This is a genomic window from Roseobacter denitrificans OCh 114 (assembly GCF_000014045.1).
GTDB lineage: Bacteria > Pseudomonadota > Alphaproteobacteria > Rhodobacterales > Rhodobacteraceae > Roseobacter > Roseobacter denitrificans.
The window spans coordinates 3,757,815-3,773,995 of the sequence record NC_008209.1 but is presented as its reverse complement, the minus strand read 5'-3'; the positions used below and the strand labels follow the sequence as shown (position 1 = coordinate 3,773,995).

At 59.9% G+C, this 16,181-nt stretch carries 17 protein-coding genes and 1 pseudogene; 9 read left to right on the top strand and 9 right to left on the bottom strand.

What is annotated here, in order from left to right; genetic code table 11:
* Nucleotides 1-13: 13 nt before the first annotated feature.
* From RD1_RS17890 to trpB, 3 genes are all read left to right on the top strand, one after another.
* Nucleotides 14-682: a phosphoribosylanthranilate isomerase gene (locus RD1_RS17890; protein WP_011569976.1), complete on the top strand. Its 669-nt coding sequence runs from the start codon at nucleotides 14-16 to the stop codon at nucleotides 680-682.
* Between the two features lie 93 nt (nucleotides 683-775).
* On the top strand, nucleotides 776-967 hold the full coding sequence (locus RD1_RS17885) for a hypothetical protein (RefSeq protein ID WP_044033250.1): 192 nt from the start codon (nucleotides 776-778) through the stop codon (nucleotides 965-967).
* 199 nt (nucleotides 968-1,166) lie between these two features.
* Nucleotides 1,167-2,399, top strand: coding sequence for a tryptophan synthase subunit beta (trpB, locus tag RD1_RS17880; protein WP_011569975.1), 1,233 nt, complete (start codon nucleotides 1,167-1,169; stop codon nucleotides 2,397-2,399).
* Between the two features lie 7 nt (nucleotides 2,400-2,406).
* On the opposite strand, the gene RD1_RS17875 is transcribed toward trpB, so the two are convergent.
* The 6 genes and pseudogenes from RD1_RS17875 to RD1_RS17850 form a co-directional block, all read right to left on the bottom strand.
* Nucleotides 2,407-3,045, bottom strand: coding sequence for a hypothetical protein (locus RD1_RS17875; RefSeq protein ID WP_011569974.1), 639 nt, complete (start codon nucleotides 3,043-3,045; stop codon nucleotides 2,407-2,409).
* A 65-nt stretch (nucleotides 3,046-3,110) separates the two neighbouring features.
* Nucleotides 3,111-3,486 (bottom strand): annotated as a pseudogene (locus RD1_RS17870) (DUF2237 family protein).
* Nucleotides 3,473-4,660 (bottom strand): serine hydrolase domain-containing protein, encoded by a 1,188-nt coding sequence (locus RD1_RS17865; RefSeq protein WP_011569972.1) that lies wholly within the window; start codon nucleotides 4,658-4,660, stop codon nucleotides 3,473-3,475. The pseudogene RD1_RS17870 and the gene RD1_RS17865 overlap by 14 nt, the downstream one beginning before the upstream one ends.
* On the bottom strand, nucleotides 4,660-5,700 hold the full coding sequence (locus tag RD1_RS17860; protein WP_011569971.1) for a DUF2332 domain-containing protein: 1,041 nt from the start codon (nucleotides 5,698-5,700) through the stop codon (nucleotides 4,660-4,662). Before RD1_RS17860 ends, RD1_RS17865 begins: the two co-directional genes overlap by 1 nt.
* The gene (pth, locus tag RD1_RS17855) at nucleotides 5,697-6,398 is read right to left on the bottom strand and encodes an aminoacyl-tRNA hydrolase (protein ID WP_011569970.1); all 702 of its coding nucleotides are present in this window, start codon (nucleotides 6,396-6,398) and stop codon (nucleotides 5,697-5,699) included. The genes RD1_RS17860 and pth overlap by 4 nt, the downstream gene beginning before the upstream one ends.
* 104 nt (nucleotides 6,399-6,502) lie before the next feature.
* Nucleotides 6,503-7,141 (bottom strand): 50S ribosomal protein L25/general stress protein Ctc, encoded by a 639-nt coding sequence (locus RD1_RS17850; protein ID WP_011569969.1) that lies wholly within the window; start codon nucleotides 7,139-7,141, stop codon nucleotides 6,503-6,505.
* Nucleotides 7,142-7,288: 147 nt separating this feature from the next.
* Between RD1_RS17850 and RD1_RS17845 the strand changes: the two genes are divergently transcribed.
* Nucleotides 7,289-8,461: an MFS transporter gene (locus tag RD1_RS17845; RefSeq protein WP_044033528.1), complete on the top strand. Its 1,173-nt coding sequence runs from the start codon at nucleotides 7,289-7,291 to the stop codon at nucleotides 8,459-8,461.
* Nucleotides 8,462-8,485: 24 nt separating this feature from the next.
* On the opposite strand, the gene RD1_RS17840 is transcribed toward RD1_RS17845, so the two are convergent.
* Both RD1_RS17840 and trpA read right to left on the bottom strand, forming a co-directional pair.
* Nucleotides 8,486-9,655, bottom strand: coding sequence for an alpha-hydroxy acid oxidase (locus RD1_RS17840; RefSeq protein WP_011569967.1), 1,170 nt, complete (start codon nucleotides 9,653-9,655; stop codon nucleotides 8,486-8,488).
* Nucleotides 9,656-9,903: 248 nt separating this feature from the next.
* A complete protein-coding gene (gene trpA / locus RD1_RS17835) occupies nucleotides 9,904-10,695 on the bottom strand; it encodes a tryptophan synthase subunit alpha (RefSeq protein ID WP_011569966.1) in 792 nt (263 codons plus the stop codon).
* Nucleotides 10,696-10,847: 152 nt separating this feature from the next.
* Between trpA and RD1_RS17830 the strand changes: the two genes are divergently transcribed.
* Nucleotides 10,848-11,042 (top strand): hypothetical protein, encoded by a 195-nt coding sequence (locus RD1_RS17830; RefSeq protein ID WP_044033527.1) that lies wholly within the window; start codon nucleotides 10,848-10,850, stop codon nucleotides 11,040-11,042.
* Between the two features lie 66 nt (nucleotides 11,043-11,108).
* Nucleotides 11,109-12,206, top strand: coding sequence for a redox-regulated ATPase YchF (gene ychF / locus RD1_RS17825; RefSeq protein WP_011569964.1), 1,098 nt, complete (start codon nucleotides 11,109-11,111; stop codon nucleotides 12,204-12,206).
* A gap of 111 nt (nucleotides 12,207-12,317) precedes the next feature.
* On the opposite strand, the gene RD1_RS17820 is transcribed toward ychF, so the two are convergent.
* On the bottom strand, nucleotides 12,318-13,520 hold the full coding sequence (locus tag RD1_RS17820; RefSeq protein WP_011569963.1) for a pyridoxal phosphate-dependent aminotransferase: 1,203 nt from the start codon (nucleotides 13,518-13,520) through the stop codon (nucleotides 12,318-12,320).
* An 83-nt stretch (nucleotides 13,521-13,603) separates the two neighbouring features.
* Here RD1_RS17820 and RD1_RS17815 point away from each other — a divergent pair, with 83 nt between their 5' ends.
* The 3 genes from RD1_RS17815 (at nucleotide 13,604) to dhaL (ending at nucleotide 16,174) form a co-directional block, all read left to right on the top strand.
* Nucleotides 13,604-14,011 carry a helix-turn-helix domain-containing protein gene (locus RD1_RS17815; RefSeq protein ID WP_011569962.1) on the top strand — a complete coding sequence of 136 codons (408 nt, stop codon included), beginning with the start codon at nucleotides 13,604-13,606 and terminating at the stop codon, nucleotides 14,009-14,011.
* A complete protein-coding gene (locus RD1_RS17810) occupies nucleotides 13,995-14,261 on the top strand; it encodes a succinate dehydrogenase assembly factor 2 (RefSeq protein WP_011569961.1) in 267 nt (88 codons plus the stop codon). The genes RD1_RS17815 and RD1_RS17810 overlap by 17 nt, the downstream gene beginning before the upstream one ends.
* A 155-nt stretch (nucleotides 14,262-14,416) precedes the next feature.
* Nucleotides 14,417-16,174, top strand: a complete 1,758-nt coding sequence (dhaL, locus tag RD1_RS17805; protein ID WP_011569960.1) for a dihydroxyacetone kinase subunit DhaL — start codon at nucleotides 14,417-14,419, stop codon at nucleotides 16,172-16,174.
* Nucleotides 16,175-16,181: the final 7 nt, after the last annotated feature.

The following is a 16,181-nucleotide window of genomic DNA, read 5'->3' as shown; positions in this document are numbered from 1 at the left end:
ATCAAACCGTGCCATGAACAACAGTGTCTCAGTCAAGATTTGCGGTCTGTCGACGGCGGACGATGTTGCTGCGGCGGCGGCATCGGGCGTGGCTTATGTCGGGTTCGTGTTCTTTGCGAAATCGCCGCGCAATGTAAGCTTCGATCAAGCGCGTGCCCTGGCCGTTGAAACACCCACCGGTGTGGCGAAGGTCGCCCTGACGGTAAATGCGGATGATGCGTTTCTGGATGCGCTGGCGGCGCGGGTCCCGCTGGATATGCTGCAACTGCACGGGAGCGAAACGCCCGAGCGTGTGTCGCAGGTCAAGGCACGCTATGGTCTGCCGGTGATGAAGGCATTGGGCGTTGCCGATGCCAGCGACCTGCCCGCAATTGATCAATACAGTGCGGTGGCGGATCAACTCCTGATCGACGCCAAACCACCGAAAGATGCCGATCTGCCGGGCGGCAACGGACTGGCCTTTGACTGGCAGCTTTTGGCGGACCGCAAGTACTGGAGCCGGCCGTGGATGCTGGCCGGGGGGCTGACGGCTGAAAACGTCGCGGATGCGGTTCGCCTGACCGGCGCGCGGCAGGTCGATGTATCGTCGGGCGTGGAAAGCGCGCCGGGAACAAAAGACGCGCAGCTTTTCGACGCTTTCGTGCAGGCGGCCAACAAAAAGAGCATTCCCTCTCTTCTGTGACCCACTTCACAGACCTGCCGCTGGCGCTTTGTTAAGAAAGTGTTAGCAGCAGATCATCCATAGGTCTGAGTTGCAGATTTGTGGAATAGAAAAGTGAAATTTGTCCTTCTCGTCGCTTTTGCCTCTGTTGCCGTGACCGCTATTGGCGTTATTGCCGGGACAAAGACGGATGTGGATCGTGCCGGGGCCGGCAGTACGCTCCATCTGTCTGATGTCTCCTCCCGAACCGGCAGTATCGCCGATAGCACCGCGACACCCTTACCCTTTGAATTTGGTCCGCCCTAAGGCGTCATGCGAAAAACCTGAAGCACGCAACGCTGCCCGAAATCAGAGATTACAACGCGTTATGCGATGCTTGAAGGTGCAGGTATTCCGTCAGACGACTTAGGCAACGGGTCGCAGGCTTGCAGCGGCCAAAACGCCTTGTTTACCTGTGGCGTGCAGGATAGTCAGAAGGTCAGTTCTGCGAACAAAGGTGCGTATCATGGCCAATGATCTTTTCAATTCTTTCATGACGGGTCCGGATGAAAACGGACGTTTTGGCGATTTCGGGGGGCGCTTTGTCTCCGAGACGCTGATGCCGCTGATTCTGGAGTTGGAAGAGCAATATGAAAACGCCAAGACGGATGAAAGTTTCTGGGCCGAAATGAATGACCTGTGGACCCATTACGTGGGCCGACCCAGCCCGCTTTATTTTGCCGAACGCCTGACGGATCATCTGGGCGGCGCAAAGGTCTATATGAAACGTGATGAGCTGAACCATACCGGCGCGCACAAGATCAACAACGTGCTGGGCCAGATCATTCTGGCGCGCCGGATGGGCAAAACGCGCATCATTGCGGAAACGGGCGCGGGTCAGCATGGCGTGGCCACGGCGACGGTCTGTGCAAAGTTCGGTTTGAAATGTGTCGTCTACATGGGCGCGCATGACGTTGAACGGCAGGCCCCGAATGTGTTCCGCATGCGGCTTCTGGGGGCTGAGGTTGTGCCGGTAACCTCCGGTCGTGGGACGCTGAAGGATGCGATGAACGACGCCCTGCGCGACTGGGTGACCAATGTGCGCGACACGTTTTACTGCATCGGGACGGTTGCGGGTCCACATCCTTACCCTGCCATGGTGCGGGATTTTCAGGCGATCATCGGCAAGGAAGTGCGCACGCAAATGACCGCTGCGGAGGGCCGCTTCCCGGATACGGTGATCGCAGCGATCGGGGGCGGGTCCAATGCCATGGGCCTGTTCTATCCGTTTCTCGACGACAAGGAGGTTGGCATCATCGGCGTCGAGGCGGGCGGCAAAGGCGTCAATGCCAAGATGGAGCATTGCGCATCGCTGACAGGCGGGCGGCCCGGCGTGCTGCATGGCAACCGGACGTATCTGTTGCAGGATGATGACGGTCAGATTCTCGAAGGGTTCTCAATTTCGGCGGGTCTGGATTACCCGGGCATCGGGCCGGAACATGCATGGCTGCATGACATCGGGCGCGCGCAATATGTGTCGATCACGGATGTCGAAGCGCTTGAGGCGTTTCAGTTGTGCTGCGAACTTGAAGGCATCATCCCGGCGCTGGAACCCAGCCACGCGCTGGCCCATGTGATGAAAATCGCACCTGACCTGCCATCTGACCACATCATCTGCATGAACATGTGCGGGCGTGGCGACAAGGATATCTTTACCGTTGCCAAAGCGCTTGGGTTCGAGATGGGGGAGTTTGCCTGAACCGCACTCAGGCGCAGATCAGGCTTGCGTTGCGACGTTGCAGCCTCGCAGTTTTACGCTGTCGCCAGACGATCATCAGCCCGGCTGATGCAAACAACAGGCCCGATGCGGGTAGCGGAACAGTGGCGGGCGTCACGGACAGGATCGTCGCATCTATCCCCTGAATTTGATCCTGTTCGTCAAGAAAATAGGCCGTGAGAAACGCGCTGTCGAAAGTTGACGGAAACATGGTTGGCAGGCTTGTGTCGCCATTGCGCCACCCCGTAGCGTTGATATCCATCGCGAAGTTCCACCCATTCGGGTCCTCAGACAGGAAACTCTGCACAGTAAAGAAATCTGTTGTGCCGATGCTGGCGATCGACACGAGGCGGTTGTCCAGCACGAGCCTGTAGCCTTGCGGCGTTGTGAGGGTCAGCGTTTCCAATCCCGGGTTATACAAGTAATCGCCGCCAAACTGCCGCGAGGGTGGAAAGGAATAGGTCATCCTCACGTTGAGGTCCCCGCCTTTGACCACCTGTGCATTTTCGGCCGGGTTACGCAGAAATGCACCATCTACTCGAGCCGTTACGTCGAACGTGTATGTCGTGGCGCTGCACAACGTTGTACTGAATGCAAATAGGGCGAGCGCGATTGACGTCAGTTTCATCTTATTCCTCCCAGAAGACCGCCGATAACAAAGGTTAATGGGAAAGATGCGATACGTCCAACGTGTCAGCTCATGGCATGCTTGCTTAGAATTTCCAGCGGTACGATTTTCCAGTGCCCTCTATGCGTCGCCTCGAAGGCTGATCCGTGGTGCGCAGCCCCTCGGTGTGGGCCTGTAAAACCGGCTCGCACAGAGGCACCATGTATCGCCCGGGTTTCAAGCCCTGCAAACCCATACTTCGGGGCGCGGAGTGCTGAGGTCGTTGCCGAGGTATTTGGAAAACGCGAGGAACTCCGCCGTCATCACGGCGCAGACCGTGTGGCTGCCCTGATCGGCAGCACAGGTGTTGCAATACCCGTCGCGAAAGAACCCCGTGACCGGGTCGGTGCCGCAGATCACGAGCGGTTCGCCCAATACGTTGATGCTGTCATCTTTTTCCATTTGCATCTCCTTGCACACGATCGGCTATCTCACGAAACAGCGCGATGTTCTGTTGCTGCACGTCCGCATCGCGAAACGCGGCATCCGCTGCTGTCAGCGCAACAACTACCCCTTGTTCCTCGTTGATGTAGAGGTATTGGCCATAAATGCCACGTCCCATGTATTCACGCGGTCTTGCGTCACGCGGCATCCACCATTGATAGCCATAGCCGTATTCATCCGGACCGGTTGGCGCCGAGGCAGTGGTGGAGTCGATGACCCAGTTTTTCGGGACGATCTGGCGTCCGTTCCATGCCCCGTGTTGCGCCATCATCTGACCAAAGCGCGCATAATCGCGCGTGGTCATGTTCAACCCGCCCAAGGCAAATGCCACACCCGCGCCATCCGTCAGATAGTAGGGCGTGCTTTCCAGACCCAGCGGCGTGATGATATGCGCCCCCATCAAGTCGACCACGGACCGCCCCGTCGCAGCACGGATCACCATGCCCAGCACATGGGTGTCAATCGACACATATTGCCATTCACTGCCGGGGCGCGCGAAGGTTTGCGTAAGTCCGGCGGCAAAATCATCCATCAGCCCGCCCAACGCCAGCACGCGCCCCATGCGGTTTATGTCGGAATCGTAGTCGGTATAGTCTTCGTCAAAGGTCACGCCAGTGGCCATATTCAGCACATTGCGCACCGTGGCACCGTCATAGGCGCCGCCCTTCAGGCGCGGTGCATAGCGCGTCACCGGATCATCAAGCGATGCGATGGACCCTTGCGCCAAAACGATGCCGGTCAGGGCAGAGATATAGCTTTTGGCCAGCGACCAACTGATGCGCCTGTCTTCGGCTTTGGTGCCGAGATGATAGCTTTCATGGACCAGCTGCCCATTGCTCAGCACCACCAGAGATGTGACCTTGCGCGCGGCGAGCCATGCCGCTGTGCCATCGGGCAGGGTCATTTTCGGACCATCCGGCAGGGCAGAGGGCGGCGTCTGGGCTTCTCCAACGGGGGTGTGCAGGAATGCTGCATCCATATTGCTGAAATTCCGGACGATAAGGTCTGGCTCAAACAGGCTGTTGACTGCCATCAGGCGCTTGATTTCCTCGCCCTTCCAAAGGCCTATGACGAGTGCCGCGCAGAGGGCGGCCAGCAAGACGCGCCCCAGCCATTTTCCAAAGCGGCGCATCAGGTCGCGCCCGCCCATTTGACCCATCGGCCATGAAAATCCGCGCGACCAAGGTACAGCGTTCTGTCGCCCGGCCATAGCCTGAGGGTCAGCGCCGCGCCCAATGCGCCTTTGGTATCGCCATCGGTTTCCAGTGAAAGCCACGCAAGGGGGCGCGTTTGCGTGGCCTGCGCACCGGCCGCTTCGATCAGGGCGCGGCCTCGGGCCTGCGCGGCGCTGGGGAAATACTGCCACGCCACGGTGTGCTGGATCAGGTGCATGTGATGGTCTGGCGCGTCTGCCAGCCGTTTTTCCAGCCAGTCGATGGCATCACCGCGCTCCATCTTTGTGCAGGCAACCGATGCGGCTGCTTTGGTCAAGGCCAGCCGCTCAGGTTGGTCCGGCCACAGAAAAGCGGTCAGGCGCAGCAGGTCCGCAGGGTCGCGGGGGTCGAGCGGGTTGAGGTCAACGCCCGCGCGCTCTGCGATCTGTGGCAAGCGTTGCGGGGGCATCGGCCCGTCCCATTGCGGGCGCAGGGTAAGTGCGGGCGCTCGCACGCCGAAGCGCCCCTCCGGCAGCGCCACATCAAAGCGGTCCCACATGAGGTTCAGCCCCCCGCTCGCGCCAAGCTCGGACAGGTAGACCGGCAGATCGAAATAGGTCGCAGCCACCGCCGCGCCGGGCATCAGCGCAGCGCTGCGACGTACCTCATTGGTTTGCGGCGGGCTTTGCACCCAATCGAGCAGAAAGACCTCGTGGGTACGCAGCGCTTGCAGCACCGCGTCACGCAGCAGCGTATCTTCGCTCTGGTGCGGGGGATAGACCCGCGTCAGCGCAGGTGCGCGGTCACTCAGCACCAGCGCATGCAATCCGCCCGCAATGCGCAGCGGCAGGGAGGCACCAGCCGGGCCAATATCTCCGCCGAAGTTCGCAAAATACCGGCCCAACCGGCTGTCGGCAGGCCAGTGATCCGCAAGAATGCCCAGCAGTTGTCCCATGAAGGGCGAACCAAGGCGCGCGCAGCTGATCGCCTGATCGGCAAACGCGTCTCGTATGTTCACTTGAAGCGTTCCATCAGCTTTTGCAGTGCAGAACGCGTGTCGGGTTCGGGTTCTGCCTTGGTCGCCGTCGCCTGTTGTTTTGCGGGCGCGGGTGGTTTGTCCTTGCCCTTTTGCCCGGTGCCGGAACGGCGGGGCGACACGCGCAGCGCAACCGCGTTGCTGAATTTTGCAGCCTCAGTGGTGGCAAGAAAGGGCGCACCGTCGCTGACACCGCGCAACACATCATCCAGCCAATCCTGATCCGCTTTGGCAAAATCGTGCAATACATAGCCGGGTACGCGGTCCTTGTGCCCCGGATGGCCAACCCCCAGCCTGACGCGCGCGTATTCAGGCCCGATATGCGCATGGATCGAGCGTAGCCCATTGTGACCTGCATGCCCGCCGCCGGTCTTGTATTTCACTTTGCCCGGTGCGAGGTCGATCTCATCATGCAGGACAATCACATCCTCCGGTTCAAGTTTGTAAAAGCGCATCGCCGCCTGAACCGATTGACCCGAGTTGTTCATGAAGGTTAGCGGTTTCAGCAAGACCGCACGGTCACTGCCAAAACGCCCCTCGCTGAGACTGCCCTGGTGCTTGTCTTTCCACGCGCCAAAGCCGTGATCCGCGGCGATACGGTCCAGCGCCATGAAGCCGATATTATGCCTGTGACCGGCGTATTTCGGGCCCGGATTGCCCAACCCAACGATCAGTTTCACGCGACGGTTTCCTCCATATTGCGGTGCAGCATAGCCGAGCATGATCCAAAACGAAATACGGGGCCGCAAAGGGCCCCGCATAGCTTATCGCGTTGACTGGCGATTTACTCTTCTGTGGCTTCAATGGCTTCTTCGGCACCGTCCTCTTCCTCTTCGTCATCAGAGGATACAAGACCCGCAGGTGCGGAAAGCTGAGCAATCACAAAGTCACGGTCAATGGTCGGCTTGGCACCTTCCGGCAGGTTCACCGAAGAAATCGTGATGTTGTCGCCGATTTCCATTTCCGAAATGTCGATGGTGACGTGATCGGGGATATCGCCCGCTGTCACAATCAATTCGACTTCAGGGCGGATCAATGTGAGAACACCGCCTTTTTTCAGACCCGGTGCGACGTCTTCGCCTTCCACTTCAACCGCGATGAAGAGGTTGATCTTGGTGGTGCGCTTCAGACGCATGAAATCGATATGTGTGGGCAGGTCTTTGACCACGTGACGCTGCACGTCGCGGCAGATCACACGTACGTCGTCGTGACCTTCGACCTTCATGTTGAAAAGGGTCGATTTGAAACGCCCTTCACGCAGTTTCTTGATCAGCACGTTGAACGGAATGTTGATCGGCAGCGGGTCGACATCACCCCCAAAAACGATACCAGGAACCATGCCGTCGCGGCGTGCCTGACGAGCGGCGCCCTTGCCTGTCCCCGTCCGTTCCTGAGCGACAAGATCCGGAATTTCTCCAGCCATTGATACTCTCCAATATGTAAGGGTGGGGCTCCTCCAAGGCTGTAGCCCCACGTGAAGCCGCGCGTATAAACCGGATTATCCGCCATGGAAAGCGGTTTTTGCAAACAGGCGACTTGTTGGAATTGGCGCGGCATGGCAGGGAAAGTCATGGGATTTTTGCTTGACCTGTGGATATCGCGCAGACCGCTGACAGGGTTCGCCCTGATGGCTGCCGCATGGGCTGCGTTTTTTGCGCAGATGCCGGTGATCAAGACGGCTATTGACGCCTCTGACGGGGCCTATGGTGCCTTGCTTCTGGTGGCGTCATTGGCCGCCGTGACCGCGATGTGGCTTGCGCCGTTTGCCGACCGCGTCGCGGGGCGGTGGGCGTTGCCCTGCGCCTCTGTGCTGATCGCGCTGGGGATGCTGGGCGCGGGGGCGGCAACCGAATGGCTGCTGTTTACGCTCATGATGGTCGTGGCCTCCATCGCCGCAGGTGTTGTGGATGTTCTGGCCAATGTGCGCATCGCCGAAGCCGAAGAGGCATCAGGCCGCCCCCTGATGAACCTCAATCATGCCATCTATTCTTTTGCCTATGGGGCTGCGGCGATGGCCACCGGGGCGTTTCGCGAATTGCACTGGACGCCAGTTGAGATTTTCGCGCTGCTCTGCGGTGTCACGATCGCGCTGGCATGGATCATGGTTGAACCGGCATCCAAGCCCCGACCGGTGCCCGCCGCTGCTGCGCGGGCGTCGGTATCGGTGGCACGCCTGTTGACCGTTCTGGGTGGTTTTGTGGTGCTGGTCGCCTTTCTGGTTGAGGCCAGCGCCGAAGGGTGGTCGGCGCTGCATCTGGAACGCACGCTTGGGGGTGATCCTTCCGAGGGGGCGTTGGGCCCTGCCATTCTCGGGCTCACCATGGGGGTGGGGCGCCTCGCGGGGCATTTCATGTCGCATCACATGCCTGAACTCAGACTGATGGGCATCGCGGCGCTGCTCTCCGCGTTTGGGCTGTGCGTCGCCGGGGTCGCGCCGTCCCTGATGATCGCCTATCTGGGCTTTGGTCTGGCCGGGCTCGGGGTGTCGGTCATCGCACCCCTTGCGCTCGCGCTGATCGGCAGGACGGTCGCCCCCGAGGCGCGCCTTGACGCGATCAGCCGCGCCTCTGTCATGGGGTATGGGGCTTATTTCTTTGGGCCGCCCTTGATGGGGTTCACCTCTGAGGCCTTCGGGCTGCGGGCGGGGTTCATCCTCGTGGCCTGCATCATGGTGGTCACGGCCCTCGTTCTCTTGCCCGCCCTGGGGCGCAGCGCCGCCGCACATCCGGTCAGGGATGCCTGAACACCCCCGCAGGTCATTGACGCATCAAGGCGACTGCCACTGCCCCTCGAAATCCTTTGGCACCAAAAGGTTATGCCGCCCAAGGTCAGCGACATCGGTCTCCCCACAGAGCGCCATGGTGGTGTCCAGTTCCTTGTGGATGATCTCCAGCGCCTTGGTCACGCCGGGACCACCCATCGCCCCCAGCCCGTGCACAAAGGCGCGGCCGATGTAGGTGCCCTTTGCCCCCAGCGCCAAGGCTTTCAACACGTCCTGACCAGAGCGGATGCCGCCATCCATATGCACCTCGACCTTGTCGCCAACCGCGTCCAGAATCGCCGGAAGCGCCCGGATCGACGACAGCGCCCCATCCAGTTGCCGCCCGCCGTGGTTTGATACGACAATTGCATCCGCGCCGACATTCAGCGCCATCCTGGCATCCTCAGCATCCAGAATACCCTTGAGGATGAGTGGTCCGCCCCACATCTTCTTGATTTCCTTGACCTCGTCCCAGTTCAGTTTGGGATCAAAGCTTTCGGCAGCCCAGATCGACAGGGATGTCATGTCACTGATGCCCTCAATATGGCCTACGATATTGCCGAACTGGCGGCGTTTGGTTTTCGCCATGGCTGCAATCCAGCGCCATTTGGTGGCAAGGTCGATGAGGTTGGGCACCGTCGGCTTGATCGGAATGCTCAGCCCGTTCTTGATGTCCTTGTGACGTTGCCCGAGTATTTGCAAATCAAGCGTCAGCACGAGCGCCGAGCATTTCGCGTCCTTGGCGCGCTGGATGACCCGCTCCACAAAGCGTTTGTCCTTCATTGCATAAAGCTGGAACCAGAACGGCTTGCTGGTATTGGCGGCGACATCCTCAATGGAACAGATCGACATCGTTGACAGCGTAAAAGGCACGCCAAAGGCCTCAGCGGCCTGTGCTGCGAGGATTTCACCATCCGCATGCTGCATGCCGGTTGAGCCGACGGGTGCCAGAGCCACCGGCATGGCGACATCCTCGCCAATCATCCGGCCCGCGGTGCTGCGCCCGGTCATATCCACGGCAACCCGCTGCCTGAGGCGGATTTTCGCAAAATCGGTGGTGTTTTCGTGGAACGTCTGTTCCGTCCAGCTGCCGCTTTCGGCGTAGTCGTAAAACATCCGGGGCACACGGCGTTCGTGCAGGTCTTTCAGATCCTGGATTGTGGTAATAGCCGCCATGATGTCCCCTCGTATTGGTCATTTTTCGTTACCAATCGGACCCGCAAAGATCAATCGCTTAACGCTTTGGGTTTTTGCCGGTTCTGCCGCGAACCGGCGCGGGCGGACAGCTGCCTTCAGTTCCGGTTCAGGCGGCACAGAGCCGAAAAGTGCAAAAGGAAATGCGTTCGGAGCGGATTTGCAAGGCAGTGCCCATGTTCGATGGCCTCGCTGGCGGCAAAGCAAATCGCGGGCTCTCTATGTTTCAATCACACGCTGTGGGCGCCGTCTGCGAGTGTTTTGACAAAGGCCAGAACATCCGAAACGCTTTGGCCTGCGCCGATCTTTCCGACAATGGCGGACCCCACGACCACGCCGTCGGCCACCTCTGCGATGGCTTTGGACTTTTCAGGGGTGTTCACGCCGAAACCGACGATTACGGGCAGGGCGGCGGCGGATTTGATACGCGCCACTTCGGGGCCGACATCGACCGCTTGCGCTTCGGCCGCACCGGTGATGCCCGTGATCGAGACATAATAGACAAAACCGGAGGTGTTTTGCAAAACGCGCGGCAGGCGCTTGTCATCGGTGGTGGGCGTTGCCAATCGGATGAAGTTCAGACCGGCGGCTTGCGCGGGCAGACACAATTCGCTGTCTTCCTCCGGTGGCAAATCCACAACGATCAATCCATCAATGCCCGCGTCCTTGGCCTCGGCCAGAAAACGATCAACGCCGCGGCTGTAGATCGGATTGTAATAGCCCATCATCACGATGGGGGTTGTCTGGTCGTCCTTGCGAAAGGCGCGGGCGAGGTCCAGCGTCTTTTGCAGCGTCATGCCCGCCTCCAGTGCGCGTTGACCGGCCAGTTGGATGGTCGGCCCGTCCGCCATCGGGTCCGTAAAAGGCAGGCCCAGTTCGATCACATCCACCCCCGCCGCAGGCAACCCTTTGACGACTTCCAGCGAGGTTTCATAGTTCGGATCACCCGCCATCACATAGGCCACGAAGGCTTTCTTGCCGTCCTTGGCAAGCTGGGCGAATTTGTCGTCGATACGGGTCATGGCGGCACCTTTCAGCATTTGAGCTTCACATGCCCAAAACCGCCGGGGAAATCAATGCATCAAAGGTGCCAAGCGCTTCGCGCCCACTCAGCGGGTGGTTTTTGAGAATAATTCCCCTCGAAATCCGAAACGCCGACCCTTATCTTGGGGCTATGAATTACATTCTCGCACTTCTGTTGCCGCCGCTGTCCATCCTGCTGACGGGCCGTCCGATCCTCGCGATCATCGTTTTCGTGATCTGGATACCCGCCCTGTTCTTTTCGGGTGGGCTGACCCATCCGATGTTTATCCTGCTCGCATGGGCGCTGATTTTTCATGCCCGCGAAGACCGCAGGCAGCGGTTCTGACCGCAAGACCTTGTGTCGGGCGCACAATCGCTCTAGGTGAGGCGCGATTGATCAGGGGACGCGACCATGGGTTTCAAAATGGGCATTGTGGGTCTGCCGAATGTTGGCAAATCCACGCTTTTCAACGCGCTGACACGCACGGCGGCGGCGCAGGCGGCGAATTTTCCGTTCTGCACGATTGAACCCAATGTGGGTGAGGTTGCCGTGCCGGATGCGCGGCTCGACAAACTGGCCGATATTGCCAAGTCGAAACAGATCATTCCGACGCGGATGACCTTTGTGGACATCGCGGGTCTGGTCAAAGGTGCGTCCAAAGGCGAGGGCCTTGGCAACCAGTTTCTGGCCAATATTCGCGAAGTGGATTCGATTGCCCATGTGCTGCGCTGCTTTGAGGACGGTGACGTCACCCATGTCGAAGGGCGCGTTGACCCGGTTGCGGATGCGGAAACCATCGAGACCGAGTTGATGCTGGCAGACCTTGAGAGCATCGAGAAACGCCTGCAGAACATCGTTCGCAAAGTGCGCGGGGGCGACAAGGAAGCCGTGCAGCAGCAACGCCTGATGGAAGCGGCCAAGGCCGCGCTTGAGGACGGGCGCCCGGCCCGCGTGGTTGAGGTGGACGCCGAGGACCGCAAGGCGTGGAACATGCTGCAATTGCTGACCAGCAAACCCGTTCTTTTCGTGTGCAACGTCGGCGAAGCCGAGGCCGCGACAGGTAATGCGCATTCGGCCAAGGTGGCTGAGATGGCGGCGGCGCAGGGCAATTCCCATGTGGTGATTTCAGCCCAGATCGAGGAAGAGATCAGCCAGCTGGAACCCGAAGAGGCCGAAATGTTCCTTGATGAGATGGGTCTGTCGGAGGCAGGTCTGGACCGTTTGATCCAGGCCGGATACGCGCTTTTGCACCTTGAAACCTATTTCACCGTAGGCCCGAAAGAGGCGCGCGCCTGGACCATTCCGCAAGGCACGACCGCCCCGAAGGCAGCGGGTGTCATTCACGGGGATTTCGAAAAGGGTTTCATCCGCGCAGAAACCATCGCCTATGATGATTTCGTATCCCTTGGTGGCGAGTCTGCGGCGAAAGAGGCGGGCAAGATGCGCGCCGAGGGCAAGGCCTATGTCGTCAAGGATGGCGACGTGCTGCATTTCCTGTTCAACACCTGACAGAGCATTGCGGCGCGCTGGCACATCCTTAACGGATCAACACCACAATTCATGCGCTGCCCCCGGCGGTTGCCGTGGCGGGGCACTTTCGCGCCGCCGCCCTGATCGTGTTCACGTAAGTTTGGCGCAGAACGTTTGAATGCGGCTGCAGGCTTCGGTCAAGGCCGCATCCGAGGTCGCATAGCTGACCCGGAAGTTCGGCGAGAGGCCAAAGGCTGCGCCAAAGACCACCGCCACGCCGGTCTCTTCGAGGAGCGCCGTGGCAAAGGCTTCATCCGTGTCGATCAATGTGCCCGCAGCTGAGGTTTTACCGATCAGACCCGCGATTGACGGATAGACATAAAACGCGCCATCGGGCACCGGGCAGCGGATGCCTTCGGCCTCGTTCAGCATTTTTACCACCAGATCGCGGCGGCGCGCGAACATCTCATTGTTGGGCGCGATGAAATCCTGCGTACCGTTCAGCGCTTCGACCGCGGCCCATTGACTGACCGAGCAGGGGTTCGACGTGGATTGCGACTGTACCTTGCGCATGGCGCCAATCAACTGCTCCGGCCCTGCGGCGTAGCCGATCCGCCAGCCCGTCATGGCGTAGGCCTTGGAGACCCCGTTCACCGTCAGCGTGCGCTCATAAAGGCGTGGTTCGACCTGCGCCGGGGTGCAGAATTTGAAATCGTCATAGACGAGGTGTTCATACATATCGTCGGTCATCACCCAGACATGCGGGTGACGCATCAACACATCCGTCAGCGCCTTGAGTTCGTCCCAGGTATAGCCCGCACCGGTCGGGTTCGAGGGCGAGTTGAAGATCAGCCATTTGGTTTTATCCGTAATCACCGCCTCAAGCTGATCCGCTGTCAGCTTGAACCCGGTTTGCAGCGAGGCTTCGGCGATGACAGGTTCACCGCCCGCCAGCAGCACCATATCCGGATAGCTGACCCAATAGGGGGCAGGGATCACGACCTCGTCGCCTTCGTTCAGCGTGGCCATCAGCGCATTATAGAGGATCTGTTTACCCCCGGTGCCGACACTGACCTGCGAAGGGGTGTAGCTGAGGCCATTATCGCGGTGCAATTTGTCGCAGATGGCCTGTTTCAGCTCGGGAATGCCGTCAACAGCCGTGTATTTTGTCTTTCCGGCTGTTATGGCTGCCACGGCAGCGTCTTTGATGTTCTGCGGTGTGTCGAAATCAGGCTCGCCCGCGCCAAGGCCTATGATATCACGGCCAGCGGCCTTCAGTTCGGCCGCTTTGGTGGTAACAGCAATCGTCGGAGACGGTTTGACGCGCGCGAGCGTCGTAGACAGGAATTCCATGAGGGCCTCGGTTTGATATGACTGAGGCGTTCTTAGGGGGCGGCAGGCCTCCGATCAAGCGCGACTGCGCAGGAGAATACAAAATGGACGATTTTAATGACTGGTACGGGCCGGACACCGCGACCTTCGGGGACAGGCTGGCAGCAGCCCGCGAAACATCTGAAATGACGCAGGCGGAACTGGCGCGGCGACTCGGGGTGCGGGTGGCCACGTTGCGGTCGTGGGAAAACGATCTAAGCGAGCCGCGCGCCAACCGCCTGTCGATGATGGCGGGCTTGTTGAATGTGTCGATGATGTGGCTCATCAACGGGCAGGGCGAAGGGCTTGATGCGCCGATGGAAGAACGCGCGCTGCCTGCCTCCGCCAGCGAGGTTCTCAACGAGATGCGCGAGTTGCGCACCGATATGATTGCCCGGGTGGAACAGATGGGGCGCCTGGAAAAGAAGCTACGCGTTGCGTTGCGGGATGGTAGCGATGACCGAACTGCATGAACATCGTATCAAACGGCTGAAGATGCGATCCATGCGGCGCGGGATCAAGGAAATGGATCTGATCCTGCAGCATTTTGCAGAGCGACAGCTTGACGGGATGGATGACGCGGGTCTTGGCCAATATGATGCCATGCTCAATGAAAATGATCATGATTTATATCAATGGGTTACCGGACAAGTTGCGCCACCTGAACCCTATGCGGCCTTGATCGCGGCCATCCGGAACGACCTGCCCGGTCACCACGTCTGAACCGGTCCTTGCGATCCGGCTTTGGTATGTAGTTGCGCAGACCTTCGGGACCGGGCCTTTCACGCGCGGACTGCGATGCGCCCCCGGAATGATGTTTGACTTTTTGCCGCCATGTGTAGCAGCCTTATGCTTCAAGAACATGAGGAGCAGCTGACGTGTCGGTCCAACGTAGAAAACTGATCAACCACCCCGACAACCTGATCGAAGAGTTGATCGCGGGCATGGTGTCCGCGCACCCAAACCATCTGTTCGTGAGCGGGGAAACAGGGCGCGCGATCGTTGCAAAGAATGGGCCGCGCGACGGAAAGGTCGGCATTGTTGTAGGCGGTGGATCAGGTCACGAACCGGCGTTTGCCGGCTATGTGGGGCATGGGCTGGCCGATGCTGCGCCCTTGGGGAACATCTTTGCCTCGCCGTCGCCGTCCCAGATCATGGATGCCGGATTTGCGGCGGACGGCGGTGCGGGGGTGTTATTTCTTTACGGGAATTACACCGGTGATGTGATGAATTTTGGCATGGCCGCAGAGGGCATGGCCAAGGAAGGGGTCACCGCGCGCTCCTTCGTTGTGACAGACGACATCGCCTCGGCACCCGTCGATTGCATTGAGGAGAGACGCGGCATCGCGGGGGATTTTTTCGTCTTCAAGGTTGCGGGGGCCGCCGCAGATCTTGGCTTGGACATGAAGGCGGTCGAAGCAGCGGCCAAGCGGGCCAACGATGCGACGCGAACCATGGGTGTGGCGCTTGGTGCCTGCACGATGCCGCAGACCGGTCAGGCCAATTTCGAACTGCCACCGGGTGAGATGGAAATCGGCATGGGCATTCACGGTGAGCCGGGCATCGAGCGTGGCCCGGCGGAAACGGCGGATGCGGTCACGGACCGGTTGCTGGCACCCATCCTGCAGGAACTGGACCTGCGCGCGCAGGACCGGGTCGCGGTTCTGATCAACGGCCTTGGCTCAACCAGCCTACTGGAGCTTTATATTCTGCACAACCGGGTTGCGCAGATCATGGCAGAGCGCTCGGTCGACATTCACGCAAGCTGGGTTGGCGAATACTGCACCTCGCTCGACATGGAAGGCGCGTCGATCACCATCATGAAGCTGGACGACGATCTGCAATGCTGGCTCGATCATCCCTGTGATACGCCCGCGTTGCGCGTTGGTGCGGCGGCTTCGCCCGCGGCGCACCCCGCGCGCGAGATGCAAAGCAGGGTAAGGCAACGTGGGCGCGCGTCTGTTGTGCTGGATGATCTGAGATCCGACGGGCCGATTACTCCGGATGTGTTCCATGAAATGATGGCGGCATCGGCGCAGGCGATTTACCGGGAACGCGACCGGCTCAGCGCGCTGGATGGGGCGATCGGGGATGGTGATCACGGGCTGACGATGGAAATCGGGTGGAAAGCTGTGATGGCCCGGTTGAATGGTGCGGATCGGCCAGCGACGATATCCGCAATGTGTGACGACATGGCGGATGCCTTCCTTGAAGCGGTCGGCGCATCGGCGGGGCCGCTATACGGGACTGCTTTTCAAACGGCGGGGGCGGCGGTCGCTGACCGGCTCAATCTGGATGCGGCCAGTTTTGCGGCGTGGCTTCAGGGTCTGTCAGACGGCATTTTGGCACGCGGTGGCGCGCAGCCCGGTGACAAGACGATGGTCGATGCATGGGTGCCTGCGGCAGCAGCGGGCCAAGCGGCGTTGGGCGAAGGGTCTTCGGTGGCGCAGTGCGCTGTTGCAGCGGCACAAGCGGCGGCAGCGGGTGCGGTTGAGACAAAGCAGATGCTCAGTAACAGGGGGCGGTCCAAAAAGCTGGGCGAAAGGTCGCGTGGGCATATTGATCCCGGCGCTGAATCCGCTGCGGTGATGCTGCAGGCCTGGGCACAGGTGCTGAGCGATCTGGAAAAATCCTAGCGCTATG

Excerpts from the sequence above, each read along its gene's own strand:
- RD1_RS17820 (WP_011569963.1), bottom strand. The coding sequence starts at position 13,520 with ATGGAATTCCTGTCTACGACGCTCGCGCGCGTCAAACCGTCTCCGACG.
- trpB (WP_011569975.1), top strand. The coding sequence starts at position 1,167 with ATGGCCAATGATCTTTTCAATTCTTTCATGACGGGTCCGGATGAAAAC.
- RD1_RS17830 (WP_044033527.1), top strand. The coding sequence starts at position 10,848 with ATGAATTACATTCTCGCACTTCTGTTGCCGCCGCTGTCCATCCTGCTG.
- RD1_RS17840 (WP_011569967.1), bottom strand. The coding sequence starts at position 9,655 with ATGGCGGCTATTACCACAATCCAGGATCTGAAAGACCTGCACGAACGC.
- RD1_RS17875 (WP_011569974.1), bottom strand. The coding sequence starts at position 3,045 with ATGAAACTGACGTCAATCGCGCTCGCCCTATTTGCATTCAGTACAACG.
- RD1_RS17845 (WP_044033528.1), top strand. The coding sequence starts at position 7,289 with ATGGGATTTTTGCTTGACCTGTGGATATCGCGCAGACCGCTGACAGGG.
- trpA (WP_011569966.1), bottom strand. The coding sequence starts at position 10,695 with ATGACCCGTATCGACGACAAATTCGCCCAGCTTGCCAAGGACGGCAAG.
- ychF (WP_011569964.1), top strand. The coding sequence starts at position 11,109 with ATGGGTTTCAAAATGGGCATTGTGGGTCTGCCGAATGTTGGCAAATCC.
- RD1_RS17810 (WP_011569961.1), top strand. The coding sequence starts at position 13,995 with ATGACCGAACTGCATGAACATCGTATCAAACGGCTGAAGATGCGATCC.
- RD1_RS17890 (WP_011569976.1), top strand. The coding sequence starts at position 14 with ATGAACAACAGTGTCTCAGTCAAGATTTGCGGTCTGTCGACGGCGGAC.
- RD1_RS17850 (WP_011569969.1), bottom strand. The coding sequence starts at position 7,141 with ATGGCTGGAGAAATTCCGGATCTTGTCGCTCAGGAACGGACGGGGACA.
- RD1_RS17815 (WP_011569962.1), top strand. The coding sequence starts at position 13,604 with ATGGACGATTTTAATGACTGGTACGGGCCGGACACCGCGACCTTCGGG.
- RD1_RS17865 (WP_011569972.1), bottom strand. The coding sequence starts at position 4,660 with ATGCGCCGCTTTGGAAAATGGCTGGGGCGCGTCTTGCTGGCCGCCCTC.